Source organism: Pandoraea nosoerga (assembly GCF_902459585.1).
Taxonomy (GTDB): Bacteria; Pseudomonadota; Gammaproteobacteria; order Burkholderiales; family Burkholderiaceae; genus Pandoraea; species Pandoraea nosoerga.
The window spans coordinates 1-19,059 of sequence record NZ_CABPSC010000003.1 but is presented as its reverse complement, the minus strand read 5'-3'; the positions used below and the strand labels follow the sequence as shown (position 1 = coordinate 19,059).

Sequence of the window (19,059 nt, the reverse complement as noted above, 5' to 3'; positions counted from 1 at the left end):
CCGAGTCATTCCATCGCTTTCCATCCCATTGTGCAAACCGGCGAAGACCGCCCGGTTGACTTTTATCACGATGCAACTAACATATTAGTTGTGCATTTCATGACGAGCGCCGATTCCGAGAAAGGAGACAAATCATGGTTACCGAGCGTCAGTTGAAGTTCAGGGAGCAGTACAAGTCCGGCATCAGTCCGATGTACAACGGCCTGCTGCATATCACGGTGATGTACGTCGTGGCTGTCGGCGCCGTCTGGTACGCCGTGAGCCGTCTGCAGCATCCCACATGGGAATGGCTGCTGATCGTGCCGGTGTTTCTGGCGGGTAACTTTGCCGAGTGGTTCATGCACCGGTTCGTGATGCACCGGCGGGTGGACGTCTGGGGGCTGCGCGAGATTTACAACCGCCACACGCGCCAGCATCACCAATACTTCACGGATCAGTTGTCGACGATCGATACGACGCGCGAATTCCGGATCGTGTTCTTCCCGTGGCGCGTGCTGGTCACGCTCGGGGTGGGCGGCGGCGTGCTGGGCTACGTGACGTCGTGGATCCTGAACGCCAATGCGGGATGGATGGTGTTTCTGACGATGGTCGGCCAGTACGTGATCTACGAGACCTTTCACTACTGCTGCCACTGCCACGAGAACTGGTTCGTGCGCAACATGCCGTTCATCAACACGATCCGCCGGCATCACACGGCCCATCACAACATGGGCATCATGATGAAGTACAACATGAACCTGACGTTCCCGATCGCCGACTGGTTCATGGGAACGAGCGATCTGCGTCGCGGCCTGCTCGGCCATCTGTTCAACGGCTACAGCGAGGCGCACATCAAGAGCGAACTCAAGCCGATCATCGCGAAGTTCAGGGACGATCACTCGCGCGTCACGCTCGACGGCCCAGTTCTGACCGACGAAGAACGCAAGGCGATGACGGCGATTTGAGCGGCGTGCGCCCCGGCCCCGAGGGTTCCGTGGCTTGCCGCACGGCGCCGCAATCGCACGGACTTACACCCGCCGGCCGTGCGAAAGCCCCGGCATGTCGGGGCTTCGCGCATACGCCGGCGGCGTGCCGATCGCTTCGCGCACGATCGGGGGCGGGGCTTTGCCTGTCTGCTTATCCCGCCATGACCGATACCGCCTTGGTGACGAGGTACGCCTCCATCGCTTCCGGCCCGCCTTCCGAGCCGTAGCCGGAATCCTTCACGCCGCCGAAGGGCATCTCGGGCGAGGGCGCGGCCGGCTGGTTGATCCACAGCATGCCGACTTCCAGTTGCTGCGAGAGCAGATGCACGTTGCGGACCGATTCCGTGAACGCATAGCCGGCCAGCCCGAACGGCAGGCGATTGGCTTCGGCGATCGCGTCCTCGAGCTTGTCGAAACCGCGGATCGCGGCCACCGGGCCGAACGGCTCGTTGTTGAACACGTCGGCCTCGAGCGACACGTCGGTGAGCACGGTCGGTGCGAAGAAGTTGCCCGCCGTTCCCACGCGCTCGCCGCCCGTGGCAATCGTGGCGCCGGTCTTGCGAGCGTCCTCGACGATGCGGCTCATCGCCGTCAGGCGACGGGCGTTGGCGAGCGGCCCGAGCGTCGTGCCTTCGGCCAGACCGTCGCCGAGCTTCAGGCTTTGCGCGTGCTTGACCAGCGCCTTGGCGAACTCGTCCTTCACGCTGTTGTGCACGAGAAAACGCGTCGGCGAAATACACACCTGACCGGCGTTGCGGAACTTGGCGCCGCCCGCGGCCTTGACGGCCAGCGCCAGATCGGCGTCCTCGGCGACGATCACCGGGGCGTGGCCGCCCAGCTCCATCGTCGCGCGCTTCATGTGCAGGCCCGCGAGCGAGGCAAGCTGCTTGCCGACCGGCGTCGAGCCGGTGAACGTGACCTTGCGGATCACCGGATGCGGAATCAGATAACTCGAAATCTCCGCCGGATCGCCGAACACCAGACCGACCGTGCCGGCCGGCACGCCGGCTTCGACGAACGCCTGCAGCAGCGCGGCGGGCGACGCCGGGGTTTCTTCCGGGGCCTTGACGAGGAACGAGCAGCCGCTCGCGAGCGCCGCGCTCAATTTGCGCACGACCTGGTTGACCGGGAAGTTCCACGGCGTGAAGGCCGCGACCGGGCCGATCGGCTCCTTGAGCACGAGTTGCTGGGCGTTGAGGTTGCGCGACGGCACGATGCGGCCATACACGCGCATCCCCTCGTCGGCGAACCACTCGATGATGCCCGCCGCGGCGAGCACCTCCAGGCGCGCCTCGACGAACGGCTTGCCCTGCTCCTGCGTCATCAGGCGACCGATGGCGTCGGCTCGCTCCCGCACCAGCGCGGCGGCCTTGCGCATCGTGGCGGCGCGCTCGACGGCGGGGATCTTGCGCCAGGCGGCGAAACCGCGTTGCGCGGCTTCGAGGGCGCGGTCCAGATCGGCAATGCCGGCGTGCGCGACCTTGCCGATGGTGTTGCCCGTTGCCGGGTTGACGACGTCGATCGTCTTGCCGCTCGCGGCGTCGCACCACTCGCCGTCAATCAGAAGGCGGGTGTCTGTATATCCTGATGTGGCCATGTTGGGTTTCCTTGAAAAGGGGGCACAAAGCGGAAAATCGGAAAAGCGGAAATCGGGCGCGCGGGCGGTGCAGGCCGCACGGGCCGCACGGGAGGCCGCGACGCGAAGCGCGCCCGCGGCGCGCCTCGTCACTTTACATCGAAGCTTCGAGCATTTCCCGGTAGTCCTGCGCCGAGGCGTCCCGCGGGTTGGTCTTGTGACTGTGATCCTTCAGTGCGCCCTCGATGATGCGCGGAAACATTTCCGCTGTCACGCCAAGTTCCGCGAGTCCGCGCGGCAGCCCCAGCGTTGCCGTCATCCGGGCGATCGCCGGGCCGACATCGTCGCCCGATGCGAGCCCCATCGCCTGCGCCAGGCGCCCGAGCTTGCCTTCTTCCCGCATCGACGGCGCCTCGCGGTTGAACGCGATCACCGCCGGCAGCAAGATGGCGTTGAGCGTGCCATGATGCAGGCGCGGATCGATGCCGCCGAGCGAATGGCTCAGGCTATGCACGCACCCCAGTCCCTTCTGGAACGCCAGCGCACCCTGCATGGAAGCGCTCATCATGTTCAGCCGCGCGGTGCGGTCGCCGGGCTCGCGCGTGGCGCGCTCGATGTGCCGCCAGGCGCGCCAGAGGCCGTCGAGCGCGATGCCGTCGGCCGGCGGATTGAAAGACGGCGCCATGAAAGTCTCGATACAGTGCGCAATGGCGTCCATGCCGGTCGCGGCCGTGAGGCCGGCCGGCAGACCGAGCGTGAGCGTCGGATCGCAGATGGCCACGCGCGGCACGACGTGCGGCGAAATTACGCCGACCTTGCGGCCGTCATCGAGGATCAGGATCGCGCCGCGACCGACTTCGCTGCCGGTGCCCGCGGTCGTCGGAATCGCGATGACCGGTGCGGTGGCCGACGTGATGCGCGCCGCGCCGCCTTCAATGACCGCGAAGCGCTGAAGCGGCCCCTCGTGCGTGGCACACACCGCAACACCTTTGGCCAGATCGATCGACGACCCGCCGCCCAGCGCGATCACGCCGTCGCACTCGTTTGCCTTGTACAGCGCTACCGCATCGCGCACGACCGATTCATTCGGATTGGGCGGCGTGCCGTCGAACACCGGCACCGGGGCTGTCGCGCCCAGGGCGGCGAGCACCGTGTCGAGCAGACCGGCGGCACGAATGCCAGCGTCGGTCACGATCAGCGGGCGGCCAATGCCGATGCGCTCGCATTCCGCGGCCAGAAGGCGGATCGAGTCGAAGCCGAACTGGATCTGCGTGATGTAGTTGATGAGGGACATGGTAGATGACGGAAAGTTATAGGAAGGCTATGCTGTTGCCGAGACTCCGCAGTGTATGCCCCATAGCGGCGCGCCGGAATTGACAGCATTTGATAGTGATATAACTTTCCATCAGTTCAACATGCCCCCGACCCTCAACTCGATCATCTCCCGCCTGCACGTCAAGCAGCTTCGCCTGCTGATCGCCATCGAAGAGCACGGCTCGCTGCTGGGCGCGGCCAAGCAACTGGCCATGACGCAGCCCGGCGCGAGCAAGGCGCTGCACGAGATCGAGACGACTTTCGGGGCGTCGCTGTTCGAGCGCTCGAATCGCGGCCTCGAGCCCAACGCCGTGGGGCGCTGCGTGATTCGCTACGCGCGGCTGATCCAGTCCGATCTCGCCCACCTGCGCGAGGAGATGGTAGGGATCATGCGCGGCCACGGCGGCAGGGTCTCGGTGGGCGTGATCATGGGCGCGGTGCCGTTGCTGACCGACGCCATCACCGTCGTCACCGACGCGCAGCCGGACATGTCGATCGAGATCGTGGAGGATACGAGCGCCACGTTGCTCAGCCTGATCGACGCCGGCCGGCTCGACCTGGCCATTTGCCGCACGAGCGTGAGCCAGACGCCTTATCTCTATGACAGCACCTTCGTGCGCGACGAGACGCTGGCTGTCATTGCCAATGCCGCGCATCCGCTCGCGCACGAGGCGCGCGTCGCGCTTGGCGATCTCACCGACTACCGATGGGTCGTCTACCGCGCGAACATGCCGATGCGGCTGCTGCTCGAGCGCGAGTTCCACGACGCCGGATTGCGCTTTCCCGCACAGCTTCTGGAGACGACCTCCGCTTTTGCAACGGTGTCGCTGCTGCAGAAAAACGCGTCGCTGGTGGCGCTCGTGTCGACGGACGTGGCGCGTTTCTATACCGGGCACGGCGTGGCGTGCACGCTGCCGCTGCAACTCGCATCGCGCAGCGAGCCTTACGAACTGGTGACGCGCCGCGGCGCGCCGCTCTCGCACGGCGCGCAAATGCTCATGGAGGCGATCGTCTCGCGCGGCGCGCAACAGGTCGAATGACGCGCGCGGCGCGCCGTCCCTCGCGCCCCCTCGCGCCGGCTTGCGATGGCCCAGTATGCGTGACCGGCATGGCGGCGGCAGGCCCTGCCGGCGCAGGGTATAGCGAAGAGTTATATCGATAACGCAAACCGTCAGTGTACGGGTGCGATACGCCTTTGTAGACTTCGTTCGTTTGCAAAATAACGAGGTGGAGACAATGAGCGGAATTGCGCCCAACAGCGCCGGCAATGCCGGGCTGACGGCAGACATCAAAGAGACCATGGTTCCCGATGCCGAGCGCCGGCGCGCCCTGCTCGGCAGTGCGGTCGGCAGCACGATCGAGTGGTACGACTACTTTCTCTACGGAACCATGGCGTCGATCATCTTCGCCAAGCAGTTCTTCCCGAGCACTGATCCGCTGGTCAGCCAGTTGCTGGCGCTGGCGGCGTTCGCGCTGGCGTTCGTCATCCGGCCGCTGGGCGGCGTGATCTTCGCGCACATCGGCGATCGCGTCGGTCGCAAGAAGACGCTGGCCATCACGCTGTCGATGATGGGGATGTCGACGGTATGCATGGGACTGCTGCCCAACTACGACCAGATCGGCGTCTGGGCGCCGATCCTGCTCTCGCTCCTGCGCCTGATGCAGGGGCTCGCGCTTGGCGGCGAGTGGGGTGGCGGCGTGCTGCTGGCGGTCGAATATTCGCCGCGTCATCGCCGGGGCTTCTATGGTGCGGTGCCCCAGACGGGCGCGGTGCTCGGCCTGGCCCTGGGCAACATCATCACGTCCGCGATGAGCAACACGATGAGCGACGCGGACTTCCAGAGCTGGGGCTGGCGCATTCCCTTCGTGGGCTCGATCGTGCTGGTGCTGATCGGCATGTGGATTCGCAATGCGGTCGGTGAAACGCCGTCGTTCAAGAAGATCCTCGCCACGCGCAGTCATGCGCGCATTCCGCTCACCGAGACGTTGCAGGACCACTGGCGTTCCGTGCTCATCGCCATCGGCGCGAAGGTCGTGGAGACGTCGACCTTCTTCCTGTACGCCACGTTCACCGTGTCGTACATGATCGGCCACGGGTTCCAGCGCTCGGAAATCCTGAACATCGTGCTGGTCTGCGCGCTGATCGCCTTTCCGTTCATGCTGTACTTCGGGCACCTGTCGGACAAGGTCGGCCGCAAGAAGGTGTTCATCTACGGCAGCATCGCGTTCATCGTGTGGATCGCGCCGTTCTTCTGGCTGCTGAACCAGAAATCGATCCTGCTCGCGGCGCTGGCCGTCGGCGTGGGGCTTGGCGTGATCTGGACAACCTACGGCTCGATGATCGGCACGCTGCTCGCCGAGGCCTTCCCGGCGACGATCCGCTACACGGGCATGTCGCTCGGCTACCAGATCGGCGCGGCGCTGGTGGGCGGTCCCATGCCGCTTATTGCCACGGCGCTGGTCGCCTACTTCGGCGGCAGCTACGTGCCGGTGGTCGTCTTCATGATCGCGTGCGCACTCGTGTCGATCGTCGCGGTCGCCTGCGTGAGGGATCGCAGCGGCATGCCGCTCGACGACTGACGGCGCTGAGCGCGGCGGCTCGATCACGGACGCGCCGCGCGCTTGAGGCGCGTTGCGACGCGCGGGTCATCCGGCGGTCTCGTCGACCACCCGCGCCGCGGTGGCGCCTGACGAAAAATACTTGCCCGGCGTGGTGTGGAACGTGCGCCGAAAGAGCGAGATGAAGGCGCTCGCGTTGTCGTAGCCGAGATCGAGCGCCACGGTGCCGACCGGTTGTCCGGACGCGAGCAACTCCAGCGCGCGCAGCAGTCGGGCGCGCTGACGCCATGCCGTGAACGTGAGTCCCGTCTCCTCCACGAACCGGCGGCTCACGGTGCGCGGCGCCGCATTGGCCCACGCCGACCACTCGTCGAGTGTTCGCGCATCGGCGGGGTTGTCGACCAGGGCCGAAGCAATGCGGCGCAAACGCGCGTCGCCCGGCATGGGGAGACGGAACGTGTCTGCCGGGCTCATCGCGATCTCGTCGAGAATGACCTGCATGACGTTGGCCTGCACGCGGTCCGGCACCCCGATCTCCCACGGTGCGGCGCGCGCCACGGCTTCGCGAAGGAGCCCCGAGACCTCGATGGCGCGCGGCTGCGCCGGCAGCCCCTCGCATTTGTCGGGCCGCACGTACACCGCCCAACCAAAGAAAGGCCCGTGAGAAAAGGCCGCATGAGGATGATTGGGCGGCACCCATACGGCGCGCGTCGTCGGAATCACCCACCCGCCCAGACCCGTGCGCACCGTCAGCAAACCGGTGAACAGCCCGAGCAGTTGGCCCGGGGCGTGCCGGTGCGTCTCGGACACGCGCGGCACGCTCTGTCGCCCGACCAGGGCGAGCAACGGGGGGTCGTGCTCGCCCATGTGGTGCACGCGCTCCATCTTTCGTTTGAGCAGGGCAGGCAAACTCATGGCGTCATTGCGCTATTGAATGTCTGCAATAGTCTATCAGCGCCATGGGCGGCGGCGATATGCTCGGGCCGTATTCATGAAGGAGCGTCCCGTATGTCTCAGTCCCGCCAACCCCAGGTAAATCTCGACGCGCTGTATGACCCGCCGTCGGAGACGATCGTCAAGGGAGTGATGTCCCGCCTGCTGCCGTTTCATATCGCGTATCTCGATGTGGCCACGTTCTTCTGTCTTGCCACCGGCAGCGCGCAAGGCCTCGATGCTTCGCCGCGCGGCGGCGAGCCCGGCTTCGTCAAAGTGCTCGACGAGAGGACCGTCGCGTTCGCCGACTGGCCCGGCAACAATCGCATCGCCTCATTGCGAAATCTGACCGAAGACGATCGCGTCGGCATGCTGTTCCTGTTTCCGGGACTGGAAGTCTTCATGCGCATCAACGGCCGCGCACGCATTTGCGTCGACGCCGATCTGCTTTCGAAACTCGGGGAAGGGGGGCGCACGCCGAAGACGGGGATTGTCGTCGCCATCGACGAAGTGCTGTTTCACTGCGGCAAGGCGATCAACCGCGCGAAGCTGTGGAAACCCGAGTCGCAACTCGAGCGCAAGGCCGTACCGTCGATGGGTGAGATGAAGGCGGCGCTCACGGGCATCGACCCCTCGAAGGCGGGCGAGATCGATGCGGGGTATTACCGCGCGGTGCGCGGCGACCTGTACTGACCTGTACTGAGCTGTGAGATGGAAAAACGGCGCGCGCGGACTTACCCTTGCGCGCCCGCCGATTCCTGCGCGCGGCGCAGGCGCTCCCGGCTGTTGGTCAGGTGCGTGCGCATGGCGGCGCGCGCCGCTTCCGGGTCGCGGCGCGCAATGGCGTTGTAAATGTCCTCGTGCTCGCGATTGACGCGATTCAGATACGAGACCTGATCGTCGTCGGCCAGCGCGGCGGAGTTCACGCGCGTGCGCGGAATGATCGTATTGCCGAGCTGTTCGAGAATGTCATGGAAATAGCGGTTGCCGGTCGCGCTCGCCACATGCAGGTGAAACGCCACGTCGGCCGTGACCGCGTTGCCGGTGCGCTGGCGCACGTGCATTTCGAAATCGTCGAGCGACTGGCGCATGAGCTTGAGCTGCGCGTCGGTGCGGCGGTTCGCCGCCAGCCCGGCCGCTTCGGTTTCCAGCGAAATGCGCAGCTCGAGAATCGCCATGACGTCGAGCATTGTCAGAATGCTGTTGGTGTCGACCTGCAATGCGTTCTCGCGCGGCGCCTCGAGCACGAAGGTGCCGATGCCGTGACGCGTCTCCACCAGCTGCGCCGCCTGCAGACGCGAGATCGCCTCTCGCACCACCGTGCGGCTCACGCCGAGACTCTCCATGATGGCCGACTCCGTCGGCAGCTTGTCGCCTGGCCGGAACGTGCCGGCGCGAATCTGCTCGGACAAGGCGCTCACGACCTCTTCCGTGAGACTGCGAGACTTGCGGCGAGGGCGTGCGGGCAAGGGGCTGGTCATGGACATGGCGTCGGCTGGAATGTGGGTGACGAGAACGTCCCCAGTTTACCTTATCGACCGCTCGATACCTATCAATACATACGACGACCGATAAGAATCGACCGCCGACGCCGCACACCATTGCTGTGCGGCGTCGGCGGCCAAAGTACGGCTTCTCGCGACCACTCTCGACCGCCGGACGCGCGTCACGCGACGCTCGCCCGGCGGGTGTGCTGCTCTGGGAAAGACGTCAGAAGTCGACCCGGATCCCGAGCATGCCGACGAACTGCGAACTCGTCGACGACGGCGTGCTGTTCTGCGAGTCGCCCACCACCGGGCCCGCGTTGATGATGCTCGACGCGTTCGCGGAGAGCGACTTGCCGCTGGCGTGCTGCCAGGCTTCGAGCGCGTACAGCGACGTGCGCTTCGACAGCGAATACACCTGCGCCAGCGAGACCTGGTGATAGGTCGCCGCATCGCTGATGCCGTTGGACTTCGACGCTGCCGTGTAGCTGTACGCCGCCGCCAGTCGCCACTGCGGCGCGACGATCCACGACGCATGCACGCCGGCCGTATTGAAGACGGCCGTGTCGTGGAACAGCGACGCCGCGCCCGGTTTGTACTGCACGTTGCTGTAGGAGGCGCCGAGCGTCACGTTGCCGATCGTGTAGATGCCCGCGACTGCCATGTGCTGCAGCACGTCGGCTGTCACGTAGCCCTGGTTGACGGCGGAGGTGCCGAACGAGCCCGTCGACGCGCTGTTCCAGCTCGTGCCGCCGCCCACGTTGTTCATGCGCAGGTAGCCGGCCGCGATGGACAGCGGGCCGCCGTCGTAGCGCAGCGCGCCCGAGTACATGTTGCCCTTGCTGAACGCGCCCGCCTGACCGCCGAAGCCGTACTGCAGGCTGGCAGTCACGCCCCACAGCACCGGCGACGTGTACGTCACGGAGTTGTTGATGCGGATCGTCGTGTCCAGGCCGTCGATATCGCCCGGATGCGCGCCGGTCGCGCCGGTGAGGTATGTCGTGGGGCCGATCGTGCCGACGAGCAGGTAGTACGGCGTGTACTGGCGGCCGATGGTGAGCGTGCCCAGATTGTCGTTCTTCAGGCCGACGAACGCCTGGCGGTTGAACATCACCCCCGACGTGCTGAAGGCGCCGCTATTGACGTCGAAACCGTTCTCCAGCTGAAACAGCGCACGCGTGCCGCCGCCCAGGTCCTCGGTGCCGCGCAGGCCCCAGCGGCTACCGGCCAGGTTGCCGTTGCGCAGATAGGTGTTCGACTTGCCGTTCTGGTTGCTGCTGTAGGTCAATGCGTCGTCGATGATCCCGTACAGCGTCACGTTCGACTGCGCCATTGCCGGCACGGCGCCGGCGGCGAGACCGGCCAATACGAGCCCGGCAAACAGTGTCTTTTGTCTCACGACTTCTCCTCTTGTGATGTGTCTTCTTGTGATTCGATTAGTACACCGATATGACAACGATGGCGCCGGTGCGCGCGAAGGCGTCCGGCTGCCGGTCAGAAGCGGGGTGCCTTGCCGCTCCAGTCCGGCTGGTACTTGCGCATCTGTACAGCATCGTTGCGGGTGCGCAGTCCGCAACGCAGGTATTGCTCGTGCAATTTGGCCAACTGGTCAGGGTCGATCTCCAGTCCGAGTCCCGGCGCCTTCGTCACGGCAACGGCCCCGTTGCGGATCGCGATCTTGCCGCCGCGCACGACTTCCTCGTCGGGCGCCTGCCACGGGTAGTGCGTGTCGCATGCGTATGACAGGCGCGGCACGCTCGCGGCCAGATGTGTCATGGCCATCAGGCTGATGCCGAGATGCGAGTTGGAATGCATCGACAGGCCCAGATCGAAGGTCTCGCACATGCGTGCGAGCAGCTGCGTGTCGCGCAGGCCGCCCCAATAGTGGTGATCGGAGAGAATGATCTGCGCGCCGCCAAGGCGCACGTTTTCGCGGAACTGGCGCAGGTCGGTCACGACCATGTTCGTGGCGAGCGGCATGCCGGTAGCGCGATGCAGCTCGGCCATGCCTTCGAGCGTGGGCGTGGGGTCCTCGTAGTATTCGAGATCGCCCGCGAGTTCGCGGCCCATGGCGATTGCCGTCGCGAGCGACCAGTTGCCGTTCGGATCGATGCGCAGCGGCTTGTCGGGAAACGCGCGCTTGAGCGCCTTGAGGCACTGCACCTCCTGCGCCGGCTCGAGCACACCGGCCTTGAGCTTGATGCTGCCGAAGCCGTAGGTGTCGATCATCGTGCGCGCCTGTGCCACGAGTTGCTCGGCGTTGAGCGTCTCGCCCCACGGATCGACGGGATAGCCGCTCGCGGGCGCATCGATATGTTGCGCGTACTTGAAGAACAGATAGGCGCTGTACTGCACTTCGTCGCGCACCGCACCGCCGAGCAGCTCCACGAGCGCAATGCCAAGATGGCGCGCCTGCAGATCCAGGAACGGGACTTCGAAGGCGGAGTAGATTTTCTCGGCGTCCTTGCGCGGATCGGTGCCCGGCGCCAGTTCATACTCCACGCGCTCGCCGCCAACGCCTCGCCGCACCACCGCCGCCACGCGCTCGCGCAGCCCGTTCGTGTCGAACGGGTCCATGCCGATCAGATGGGGGCGGGTATTTTCGAGCAGCGCGAGCACCGGCGCATCGCCATACGTCTCCCCAAGGCCGACGTGACCGTTGTCCGTCTCGATCTCGATGATCGAGCGCAGGGCGTAGGGCTCGTGAATACCCGCCGCGTTGAGCAGGGGCGGGTCGCGAAAGGCAATGGGGGTGATCGTGATGCGCTGAATTTTCACGGCAACTTGTCCTTGGCCACCGGCCGGCGGCGAGCGCCGAAACGGTGATGAGGTGAAAGGTATCTGGCAGCTTTTACGTCATCGTATGACTGGGCGTAATTTAGGTGACGCGGGGAGAGTCCCTCTATCGGTGAAATCCCTGACAAAAGATGATGAATTTGTACGCAACACCAAAAAATAGTGCGTGAAAACAAGGTTCTATTGACGCCTTAGGGAAATCTCTGAGGCGATTCGCCATGTCGCACGATTGCAAATTCAACGACTCAGTCATATGATGACTTACGAGAATTTCAACGTAAAGGAGACAGCATGGCCTTCAGCCGCAGGGGATTCTGGCAACGCACGCTTGGCGCACTGGCATGTGCCGCCGTATTGGGGGGTGTCGCGACGGGCGCGTGCGCCGCGCCGGTTACGCTGAACATCGTGGACGTGGCGGGCAATCTGGCGCTCACGCAAAAGGGCTTCGAAGCCTTCCGCGATAAATATCCGGATCTCGTCTCGAAGATCACCTTCACGAACGCTCCCGCGCCTCAACTGCCGGGCAAGATCAAGGCCATGCAGGCCGCCGGGCGGTCCGATATCGACATCGTGCTGACCGGCACGGACGCGCTTGCCGCCGGCATCCAGCAAAACCTCTGGCAGCGTCTGCTGCCCGATTACAGCGCCAGGCTGCCGGGCGTGCTCGACAAGTACGCCCCGAACGTGCGCGCGATGCAGGAGCTCTCCAAGGGATATGGTTTGACGGTGACGTTCATGCCGGCCGGCCCCCTCGTCGAATACAACCCGGCCAAGGTGCCGAACCCGCCGAAAACGCCGGCCGAGCTGCTCGCGTGGTGCAAGGCGAATCCCGGCAAGCTGATCTATGCGCGTCCGGCCAACTCGGGCCCGGGCCGCACGTTCCTCATGGGGCTGCCGTACCTGCTCGGCGACAAGGATCCGCACGATCCGGTCAAGGGCTGGGACAAGACGTGGGCCTTCCTCAAGGAGCTCGACACGTGCATTCCGTATTACCCGGGCGGCACGTCGGCCGTGATGAAGGAACTGGGCGAGGGCAGCCGCGACATGACGCTGACCGTCACGGGCTGGGACATCAATCCGCGTGCGCTGGGTATCGTGCCGGCGGCCTTCAGGATTCAGGCGTTCGACCATATGACGTGGGTCAACGACGCGCACTACATGGTCGTACCCAAGGGCGTGCCGAAGGAAAAGATGGACGTCATCCTCAAGCTGATCAACTTCATGCTCGAGCCGGCGCAGCAGGCCCTCACGTATGACGACGGCTACTTCTATCCCGGCCCGGCGGTGAAGGACGTGCCGATCACGTCGGCGCCGGCGAAGAGTCAGGAAGTGATCGTCAAGTACGGCCGTCCGGAGTACCGGAAGATGATCGCCGACTTCCCGCACGCCGTGCCGCTCGATGCCACGGCAATGGTCGCCGCCTTCCAGAAGTGGGACGCCGAGATCGGCGCGCAGAAGTCGAAGTAACGCAGTGCGGCGGCGCCGGAGTGGCGCCGCGGTGGGGCGCGGCGGCAACCGGAGGCGGTTGCCGTCGTGCCGCGTAGGCCGGCGCACAGGGCGCCGGGGTGAGAGTCTCAAGGGTTTCGTCATGAAGCACAACTTTCAGCAACTGCGCCTCGATCACGTGGCGCGCAGTTTCACCAATGCCGAAGGACAGTCCGTGGCCGCGTTGAACGGCCTCGATCTGACCATCGAACGAGGTGAGTTCATCGCATTGCTCGGGCCGTCCGGCTGCGGCAAGTCCACCGCGCTCAATTGCATCGCCGGGCTCACGCCGCTGACCGGCGGCGCGATCTGGCTCGACGACGAGCGCATCGACGTGCTGCCGAGCGAGAAGCGCGGTTTCGGCATGGTGTTTCAGAACTACGCGCTGTTTCCGCACATGAGCGTGCTCGAGAACGTGGGCTTCGGTCTGCGCATGCGCGGCGTGCCGCGCGCCGAAATCGAGGCGCGAGCTCGCGAGGCGCTGCAGCTCGTGCAGCTCGTCGGCCACGAGCGCAAGCTGCCGGGGCAGCTCTCGGGCGGCCAGCAGCAGCGTGTGGCGATCGCCCGCGCCATCGTGATCGAGCCGCCGGTCGTACTGATGGACGAGCCGCTGTCGAACCTGGACGCGAAGCTGCGCATCGAGATGCGCGCCGAGATTCGCCGCATCCACGGCAAGCTCGACCGCGCGACGATCTACGTCACGCACGATCAGGACGAGGCGCTGTCGATGGCCGATCGCATCGTGGTGATGAAGGAGGGGGTGGTGCAGCAGATCGGCGCGCCGCGTGAAGTGTACGGCCGTCCGCGCAACCTGCACGTGGCGCGCTTCATGGGCTATCGCAATGTGCTCGACGTCTCGATCACGTCGGCGCAGGGCGATCATGCGCGCGTGTCGTGCGGCGGCGCGTCGTTCGAGGGCGTGCTGATGGAGCCGCCGGGCAACGGCAAGGTCAGCGTGGCGATTCGTCCGGACGATTTCGAGCACGCGCAGGCGGCCAACGACAATGCGTTCGAAGCGGTCGTCGAGACGGTCGAGTACGGCGGCCGCGATTCGTTGCTGCGCGTCGCCTCGCCTTTCGGGCCGCTGTACGCCCGCCTGCCCGGCGACTACGCCGTGGGCGAGCGGGTCCCGCTGCGCGTGCCCGCCGAGCGCACGCTCGTGTACGCGGGAGAACGCGCATGAGTGCCGTCGCTTCCACGGCTTCGAGCACCCGCGTGCTCACGCCGGCCGCGCGCTTCGATGGCCGGGGCTGGCTCGTTGCGCCGGCGCTCGTGTGCCTGCTCGCGATGTTCGTGTACCCGTTCGCCTACGGCCTGTTTCTGTCGTTTCAACCGATGGAAGGCGGGGGTGTCCTCGCGAACTATCTCAAGTTCTTCTCCGAGCCGACGCTGTGGCCGACGGTGCTCATCACGCTCAAGCTCGCCGTGCCGGCCACCCTCATCAACGTGGGCGCCTCGATTCCCGCGGCGTTCGCGCTGCGCCGAAGCACGCGCGCATCGAAGTTCGTGACGATGCTGCTGGTCGTGCCCGTCACCCTCGGCACCGTGCTCATCGCCGACGGCATGCTGACCTACTATGGCCCGAACGGCTGGTTCCCGCAGGCGCTCCACGCGCTGCATCTGTACAGCGATGAAGTACGGCTCACGCACAACTACTGGGGCGTGCTGATTTCGCTCGTGATCTCGGGTTTTCCGTTCGCGTTCCTGCTGATCCTGTCGTATGTCACCGGCATCGATCCGACGCTCGCCCGAGCGGCCGGCACGCTCGGCGCCGGCCCGTGGCAGCAGTTTCGCCTGATCTATCTGCCGCTGCTCGTGCCTGGGCTGACCATGGCCGCCTGCCTGTCGTTCGTGCAGGCCTTCTCGGTGTTCCCGTCGGCCGTGCTGCTCGGCGTACCGGCGGGGGCTACGCGGGTCGTGTCGATTGCCGCGTATGAGGCGGCGTTCGAGAGCTACGACTACTCGCTCGCCTCGTGCGTCGCGATCGTGATGGGCTTCGTCCAGCTGCTGATCGTGGCGGGCATGCTCGGCGCACGGCGCGCGTTCTACAGTGGCCCCACCACGGGAGGCAAGGGATGAGCACCGCAGACAAACCCATGGCCGGCACGCTGGCCGCGCAGAACGGAGATTTCATGACCACGCCTTCGCCCCTGAGCCGTCCGGCGACGGCCCCTGCTGCACCCGCAAGGCGCGCTCGCATGCGCCGCGAAGGCCCGGGTTCGCGCCTGTGGCGCGCGGTGGTGTGGGGCGCGATGATCTTCTTCCTGGTGAACGTGGGGTTGATGATCGCGACCGTGGCGATGAATTCGTTTGCCACACGCTGGTTTGGCACCCCGCTGCCCGAAGGCTTCACGTTGCACTGGTACGCGCAGGCGTGGCGCGACTTCCAGCTCGCCGATGTGCTGTGGGTCACGCTCGAAGTCGTCGGCGCCGTGGTGGTGCTGTCGATCGCACTGGGCGTGCCCGCGGCCTATGCGCTGGCACGGGCGCAGTTCCCCGGCAAGAAGCTGGCGATGCTGGTATTCCTGCTGCCGCTGATGGTGCCGCCGGTCACCTACGGCATTCCGATGGCGACCGTGCTCTACAAGATCGGCCTGGGCGGCACGCTCGCCGGCGTGATCCTGGCGAACCTCGTGCCGTCGCTGCCGTTCGTGATTCTGGTGATGACGCCGTTCATCGAGCAGATCGACCCGAATCTGGAAGCCGCTGCCCGCATCTTCGGGGCCAATACGCTGAAGTACTTCCGTCACGTGTTGCTGCCGCTGCTGGTGCCCGGCATTCTCGCCGCCGGCCTGCTCGTGCTCGTGCGCACCATCGGCATGTTCGAGCTGACGTTCTTCACCGCGGGGCCCGATACGCAAACGCTCGTCGTGGCGCTTTACTACGCGGTATTCTCGACCGGGGTGCGCGCGCCGCAATCCATCGACGCGATGGCGATGATCTACATGGCCATCACGTTGCTGTGGGTGCTGATCGCGCTCCAGTTCGTGAGCCCGACGCAACTGGTGAGCCGCGTGAAGGAAGCGCCCAAGGGCGAGTGATTCCGGCAAGTCGTTGCGCGTTCGGGGCGAGTGCCACGGGGCGTTTCGGGGCGCGCTCCAACGCGCTCCAACGCATTCCGGACGCACTCTGCGCCGGGAGGGATGTCCGTTCAGCACCGGCCCTCGGGTCCGGGGCCGTCCGGGCATCCTTCGTCTTCCACCTGCACCGTGACGTGATCGACCGCGAAGCGCGTCGCGAGACGCTGCTGCACGGCGACGACGGCCTGGCGGGTGCTTACGCCCGCCGCGGGATATACATGCAACGTCACCATGTGCCGCTCGCCCGTGATCGACCACGCGTGGATGTGGTGCGCATTCCTCACTTCGGGTACGTTGGCTTCCAGATCCCGTTTGATGTCCTCCGAGCTGAGTTCGGCGGGCGCGCCTTCGAGCAGGATGTGCGCCGAGGACTTCACGATGCCCCAGGCGCTCTTGAGGATGATCACCGCCACGAAGATCGACAGGATCGGGTCGATGGGCGTCCAGCCCGTGGCGAGAATCACGCACGCGGCCACGATGGCGGCAACCGAGCCGAGCATGTCGCCCAGCACATGCAGCCATGCGCCGCGCATGTTGAGGTTGTCGCGGTTGCCGCCGTGCAGCACGGCGAATGCGGCAATGTTCGCGAGCAGGCCGGCGAACGCAACGACCAGCATTGGCATGCCGACGACCGGCACCGGTTGGTAGAAACGCCGGATTGCCTCGAAAACGATCCACGCCGCAATGACGAATAACGCGCAGCCGTTCACGAACGCGGCAAGCACCTCCAGTCGCTTGTAACCGTATGAGAGTTGCAGCGTCGCCGGTCGCTTGCCGTAATGGATGGCGATCCAACTGAACGCCAGCGCCGCGGCGTCGCTGACCATGTGCCCCGCGTCGGCCAGCAGTGCGAGCGAGCCGGAGAGCAGGCCGCCGATGAGCTCCACGACCATGAACGCCGCGATCAGCACGAACGCGATGCCGATGCGCTTTTGGTCGGTAACGCCGCTGGTGTGGCTGTGCCCGTGCCCATGGCTGTGCCCATGCTCGTGCCCATGGCCGTGAGCGCTGCGATTGGGAGGCTGTGCGTGGGCGTGCGCATGCCGCGACTCGGCGTCGTGACGGTGCGCATCCTGATTCACGGGGTCGTGGGGAGCATGGGGCATCGCGGTCCTCGCGCGGTGGCGGTGTACGTTGGGCTGAACGACATGCTAACCGAGCGGCCGGAAAATCGCTGCCGGCGGCGCCCCGGGGGTGGCCGCTCGCCGTCGACGCACGGCGCCCGAAAATAATCCGGGCCGAAGGGAATAAAGCCTGGTGGCCGCACGTTCTGAGAGTGTCGACCCCGACAAATCACTCAGGAGCCATGACATGAATCAACGCCAAACGATGTCTGCCGTCTTCTCTTCGCTGCTCGCCGCCGCAGGCCTGTTCGCGGCCGCCGTCGCTCACGCGCAAACGCCGCTCAAGGCCGCCGGCGGCATGCTCGTCGACAGCCAGAACCGCACCGTGTACACGTTCGACAAGGACGTGGCGGGCAGCGGCAAGAGTGTCTGCAACGGCCCGTGTGCCGAGCTGTGGCCGCCCGTGATGGCGCCGGCCGGCGCGAAGGCCGAAGGCGACTACACGCTGGTCACGCGCGACGACGGCAAGATGCAGTGGGCCTACAAGGGCAAGCCGGTGTACCTGTTCAAGAACGACGCGGCCGCCGGAGACACGAAGGGCGATGGCTTCAAGGACGTGTGGCACGTCGTCAAGCCCTGACGCGTCGCGCTGCGTGGCGCCGGGGGGCAAAGCGGGGAGCCGGCCGAAGGGCCTGAGGTGTAGTGGTTCAATGGCGCGCCAAGCGCATGAGGCAGCGCACAGGCTGCAAGGGCGGGTGAGCGGATGCGGGCGGGATGGCAGGCCGGGCGGCGCCATGCAAAGTCGACGCGGCTCAGTATAATTTCGCGGCAACCGTCGGCGATGGGCGCCGGCGCTGCTTCGGACTGGCTCGCCACCCCGCCCTCTTCGCCAGGAAACCCGCCGATGACCGGTCAGGACCTACCCGGGGCGCTCCCCGACTTGCTCCCGGGCTTGCTGCCGCGCCTCTGGGCGTTCTCGCTGCGCATTGCCGGGGATCGCCACGACGCCGAGGATCTCGTGCAACGTGCCTGCGTCCATGCGCTCGAGCGCGAACATCAGTGGCAGCCGGGCACCTCGGCGTTGAGCTGGATGTACCGCATCGTACACACCACGTGGATCAACGAGATCCGCGCGCGGCGCGTCCGCTCGCGAGGCAGCCTCGCGTGGGAGGACGCCGACGTCGAATCCATCCCCGATTTCCATGCATCCACGCCCGAAGACCTGGCGAGCTGCCACCAGGTGTTCGGCGCGGTCGATCGTCTGCCGGAAGCGCAGCGCCTCGTGCTGCTGCTCGTGGCTGTCGAAGGGCTGAGCTATCAGGAGGCCGCACTGGTGCTCGACGTGCCGGTCGGCACCGTCATGAGCCGCCTGTCGCGAGCGCGTCGCACGATCGGCGATCAGTTTCGCAACCCGGAAGCCGGGCCCCGCCGCACCGACCGCACCGACCGCGTCGATCCGGCTAGCGGCGCACGTGAGGAGGACGCGTGATGCACGAAGACGATATCCGCCTGCTCGCGTTTGTCGATGACGAACTGCCCGCCGAGCAACGTGCCGAAGTGGAAGCGGCCATTGCCGCTTCGCCCGATCTGGCCGACGTGGTCGCGTCGTTGCGCGCGTCGCGCCTGCCATATGCCGCGGCCTTCGCGGCACAGTCGATGCCGCCGCTGCCCGAACGCCTCGTCGCGAACGTGGAATCGCTGCTGCGCACACATGCACAGCGCAAGACCCCGGGTGTGCAGACGGCGGGCGCGACGCCGGACGCCCTCGGGTCGCCCGCGGCCGGCGCGCGCGTCGGCGAGGTG

The 19,059-nt window shown here is 65.9% G+C and carries 18 protein-coding genes; 11 read left to right on the top strand and 7 right to left on the bottom strand.

The features are described from left to right. Positions 1-134: 134 nt before the first annotated feature. Positions 135-944 carry a fatty acid hydroxylase family protein gene (locus PNO31109_RS04995; protein WP_150554558.1) on the top strand — a complete coding sequence of 270 codons (810 nt, stop codon included), beginning with the start codon at positions 135-137 and terminating at the stop codon, positions 942-944. 172 nt (positions 945-1,116) lie between these two features. Here PNO31109_RS04995 and PNO31109_RS04990 read toward each other — a convergent pair whose 3' ends face one another. Together PNO31109_RS04990 and gbd are read right to left on the bottom strand one after the other, a co-directional pair. Then, positions 1,117-2,562, bottom strand: a complete 1,446-nt coding sequence (locus tag PNO31109_RS04990) for an NAD-dependent succinate-semialdehyde dehydrogenase (protein ID WP_150554557.1) — start codon at positions 2,560-2,562, stop codon at positions 1,117-1,119. Positions 2,563-2,695: 133 nt separating this feature from the next. Then, complete coding sequence (gene gbd, locus PNO31109_RS04985; protein WP_150554556.1) at positions 2,696-3,835, bottom strand: 4-hydroxybutyrate dehydrogenase; 1,140 nt, start codon at positions 3,833-3,835, stop codon at positions 2,696-2,698. Between the two features lie 121 nt (positions 3,836-3,956). On the opposite strand from gbd, the gene PNO31109_RS04980 reads away from it, so the two are divergent. Both PNO31109_RS04980 and PNO31109_RS04975 read left to right on the top strand, forming a co-directional pair. Further along, a complete protein-coding gene (locus PNO31109_RS04980) occupies positions 3,957-4,895 on the top strand; it encodes a LysR family transcriptional regulator (RefSeq protein WP_150554555.1) in 939 nt (312 codons plus the stop codon). 196 nt (positions 4,896-5,091) lie between these two features. Next, positions 5,092-6,435, top strand: a complete 1,344-nt coding sequence (locus PNO31109_RS04975; protein WP_150554554.1) for an MFS transporter — start codon at positions 5,092-5,094, stop codon at positions 6,433-6,435. A gap of 66 nt (positions 6,436-6,501) precedes the next feature. On the opposite strand, the gene PNO31109_RS04970 is transcribed toward PNO31109_RS04975, so the two are convergent. Continuing rightward, complete coding sequence (locus tag PNO31109_RS04970) at positions 6,502-7,329, bottom strand: AraC family transcriptional regulator (protein ID WP_241013904.1); 828 nt, start codon at positions 7,327-7,329, stop codon at positions 6,502-6,504. Between the two features lie 93 nt (positions 7,330-7,422). Between PNO31109_RS04970 and PNO31109_RS04965 the strand changes: the two genes are divergently transcribed. Next, positions 7,423-8,040, top strand: coding sequence for an MSMEG_1061 family FMN-dependent PPOX-type flavoprotein (locus PNO31109_RS04965; RefSeq protein WP_150554553.1), 618 nt, complete (start codon positions 7,423-7,425; stop codon positions 8,038-8,040). Positions 8,041-8,081: 41 nt separating this feature from the next. Here the strand turns inward: PNO31109_RS04965 and PNO31109_RS04960 are convergent, their stop codons facing one another. From PNO31109_RS04960 to PNO31109_RS04950, 3 genes are all read right to left on the bottom strand, one after another. Next, positions 8,082-8,828: a FadR/GntR family transcriptional regulator gene (locus tag PNO31109_RS04960; protein WP_150554552.1), complete on the bottom strand. Its 747-nt coding sequence runs from the start codon at positions 8,826-8,828 to the stop codon at positions 8,082-8,084. A gap of 229 nt (positions 8,829-9,057) precedes the next feature. Then, entirely contained in the window at positions 9,058-10,230 is a 1,173-nt protein-coding gene (locus PNO31109_RS04955) for a porin (RefSeq protein ID WP_280525219.1), read from the bottom strand. 95 nt (positions 10,231-10,325) lie between these two features. Then, complete coding sequence (locus PNO31109_RS04950) at positions 10,326-11,609, bottom strand: glucarate dehydratase family protein (RefSeq protein WP_150554551.1); 1,284 nt, start codon at positions 11,607-11,609, stop codon at positions 10,326-10,328. 309 nt (positions 11,610-11,918) lie between these two features. On the opposite strand from PNO31109_RS04950, the gene PNO31109_RS04945 reads away from it, so the two are divergent. The 4 genes from PNO31109_RS04945 to PNO31109_RS04930 all read left to right on the top strand — a co-directional run bounded on the left by PNO31109_RS04945 (position 11,919) and on the right by PNO31109_RS04930 (position 16,153). Then, positions 11,919-13,094: an ABC transporter substrate-binding protein gene (locus PNO31109_RS04945; protein WP_150554550.1), complete on the top strand. Its 1,176-nt coding sequence runs from the start codon at positions 11,919-11,921 to the stop codon at positions 13,092-13,094. A gap of 121 nt (positions 13,095-13,215) precedes the next feature. Beyond that, the gene (locus tag PNO31109_RS04940) at positions 13,216-14,295 is read left to right on the top strand and encodes an ABC transporter ATP-binding protein (protein WP_150554549.1); all 1,080 of its coding nucleotides are present in this window, start codon (positions 13,216-13,218) and stop codon (positions 14,293-14,295) included. Then, positions 14,292-15,191, top strand: coding sequence for an ABC transporter permease (locus PNO31109_RS04935; RefSeq protein WP_150554548.1), 900 nt, complete (start codon positions 14,292-14,294; stop codon positions 15,189-15,191). The genes PNO31109_RS04940 and PNO31109_RS04935 overlap by 4 nt, the downstream gene beginning before the upstream one ends. Positions 15,192-15,244: 53 nt before the next feature. Then, entirely contained in the window at positions 15,245-16,153 is a 909-nt protein-coding gene (locus PNO31109_RS04930; RefSeq protein WP_241013917.1) for an ABC transporter permease, read from the top strand. 110 nt (positions 16,154-16,263) lie between these two features. Here PNO31109_RS04930 and PNO31109_RS04925 read toward each other — a convergent pair whose 3' ends face one another. Continuing rightward, a complete protein-coding gene (locus tag PNO31109_RS04925) occupies positions 16,264-17,298 on the bottom strand; it encodes a cation diffusion facilitator family transporter (protein WP_150554546.1) in 1,035 nt (344 codons plus the stop codon). Between the two features lie 205 nt (positions 17,299-17,503). Here PNO31109_RS04925 and PNO31109_RS04920 point away from each other — a divergent pair, with 205 nt between their 5' ends. The 3 genes from PNO31109_RS04920 to PNO31109_RS04910 form a co-directional block, all read left to right on the top strand. Further along, entirely contained in the window at positions 17,504-17,896 is a 393-nt protein-coding gene (locus PNO31109_RS04920; RefSeq protein WP_150554545.1) for a COG4315 family predicted lipoprotein, read from the top strand. Between the two features lie 264 nt (positions 17,897-18,160). Continuing rightward, on the top strand, positions 18,161-18,745 hold the full coding sequence (locus PNO31109_RS04915) for an RNA polymerase sigma factor (RefSeq protein WP_150554544.1): 585 nt from the start codon (positions 18,161-18,163) through the stop codon (positions 18,743-18,745). Then, positions 18,745-19,059: anti-sigma factor family protein (locus PNO31109_RS04910; RefSeq protein WP_370749801.1), on the top strand; the 315-nt coding region annotated here is incomplete at its 3' end. The genes PNO31109_RS04915 and PNO31109_RS04910, both read left to right, overlap by 1 nt.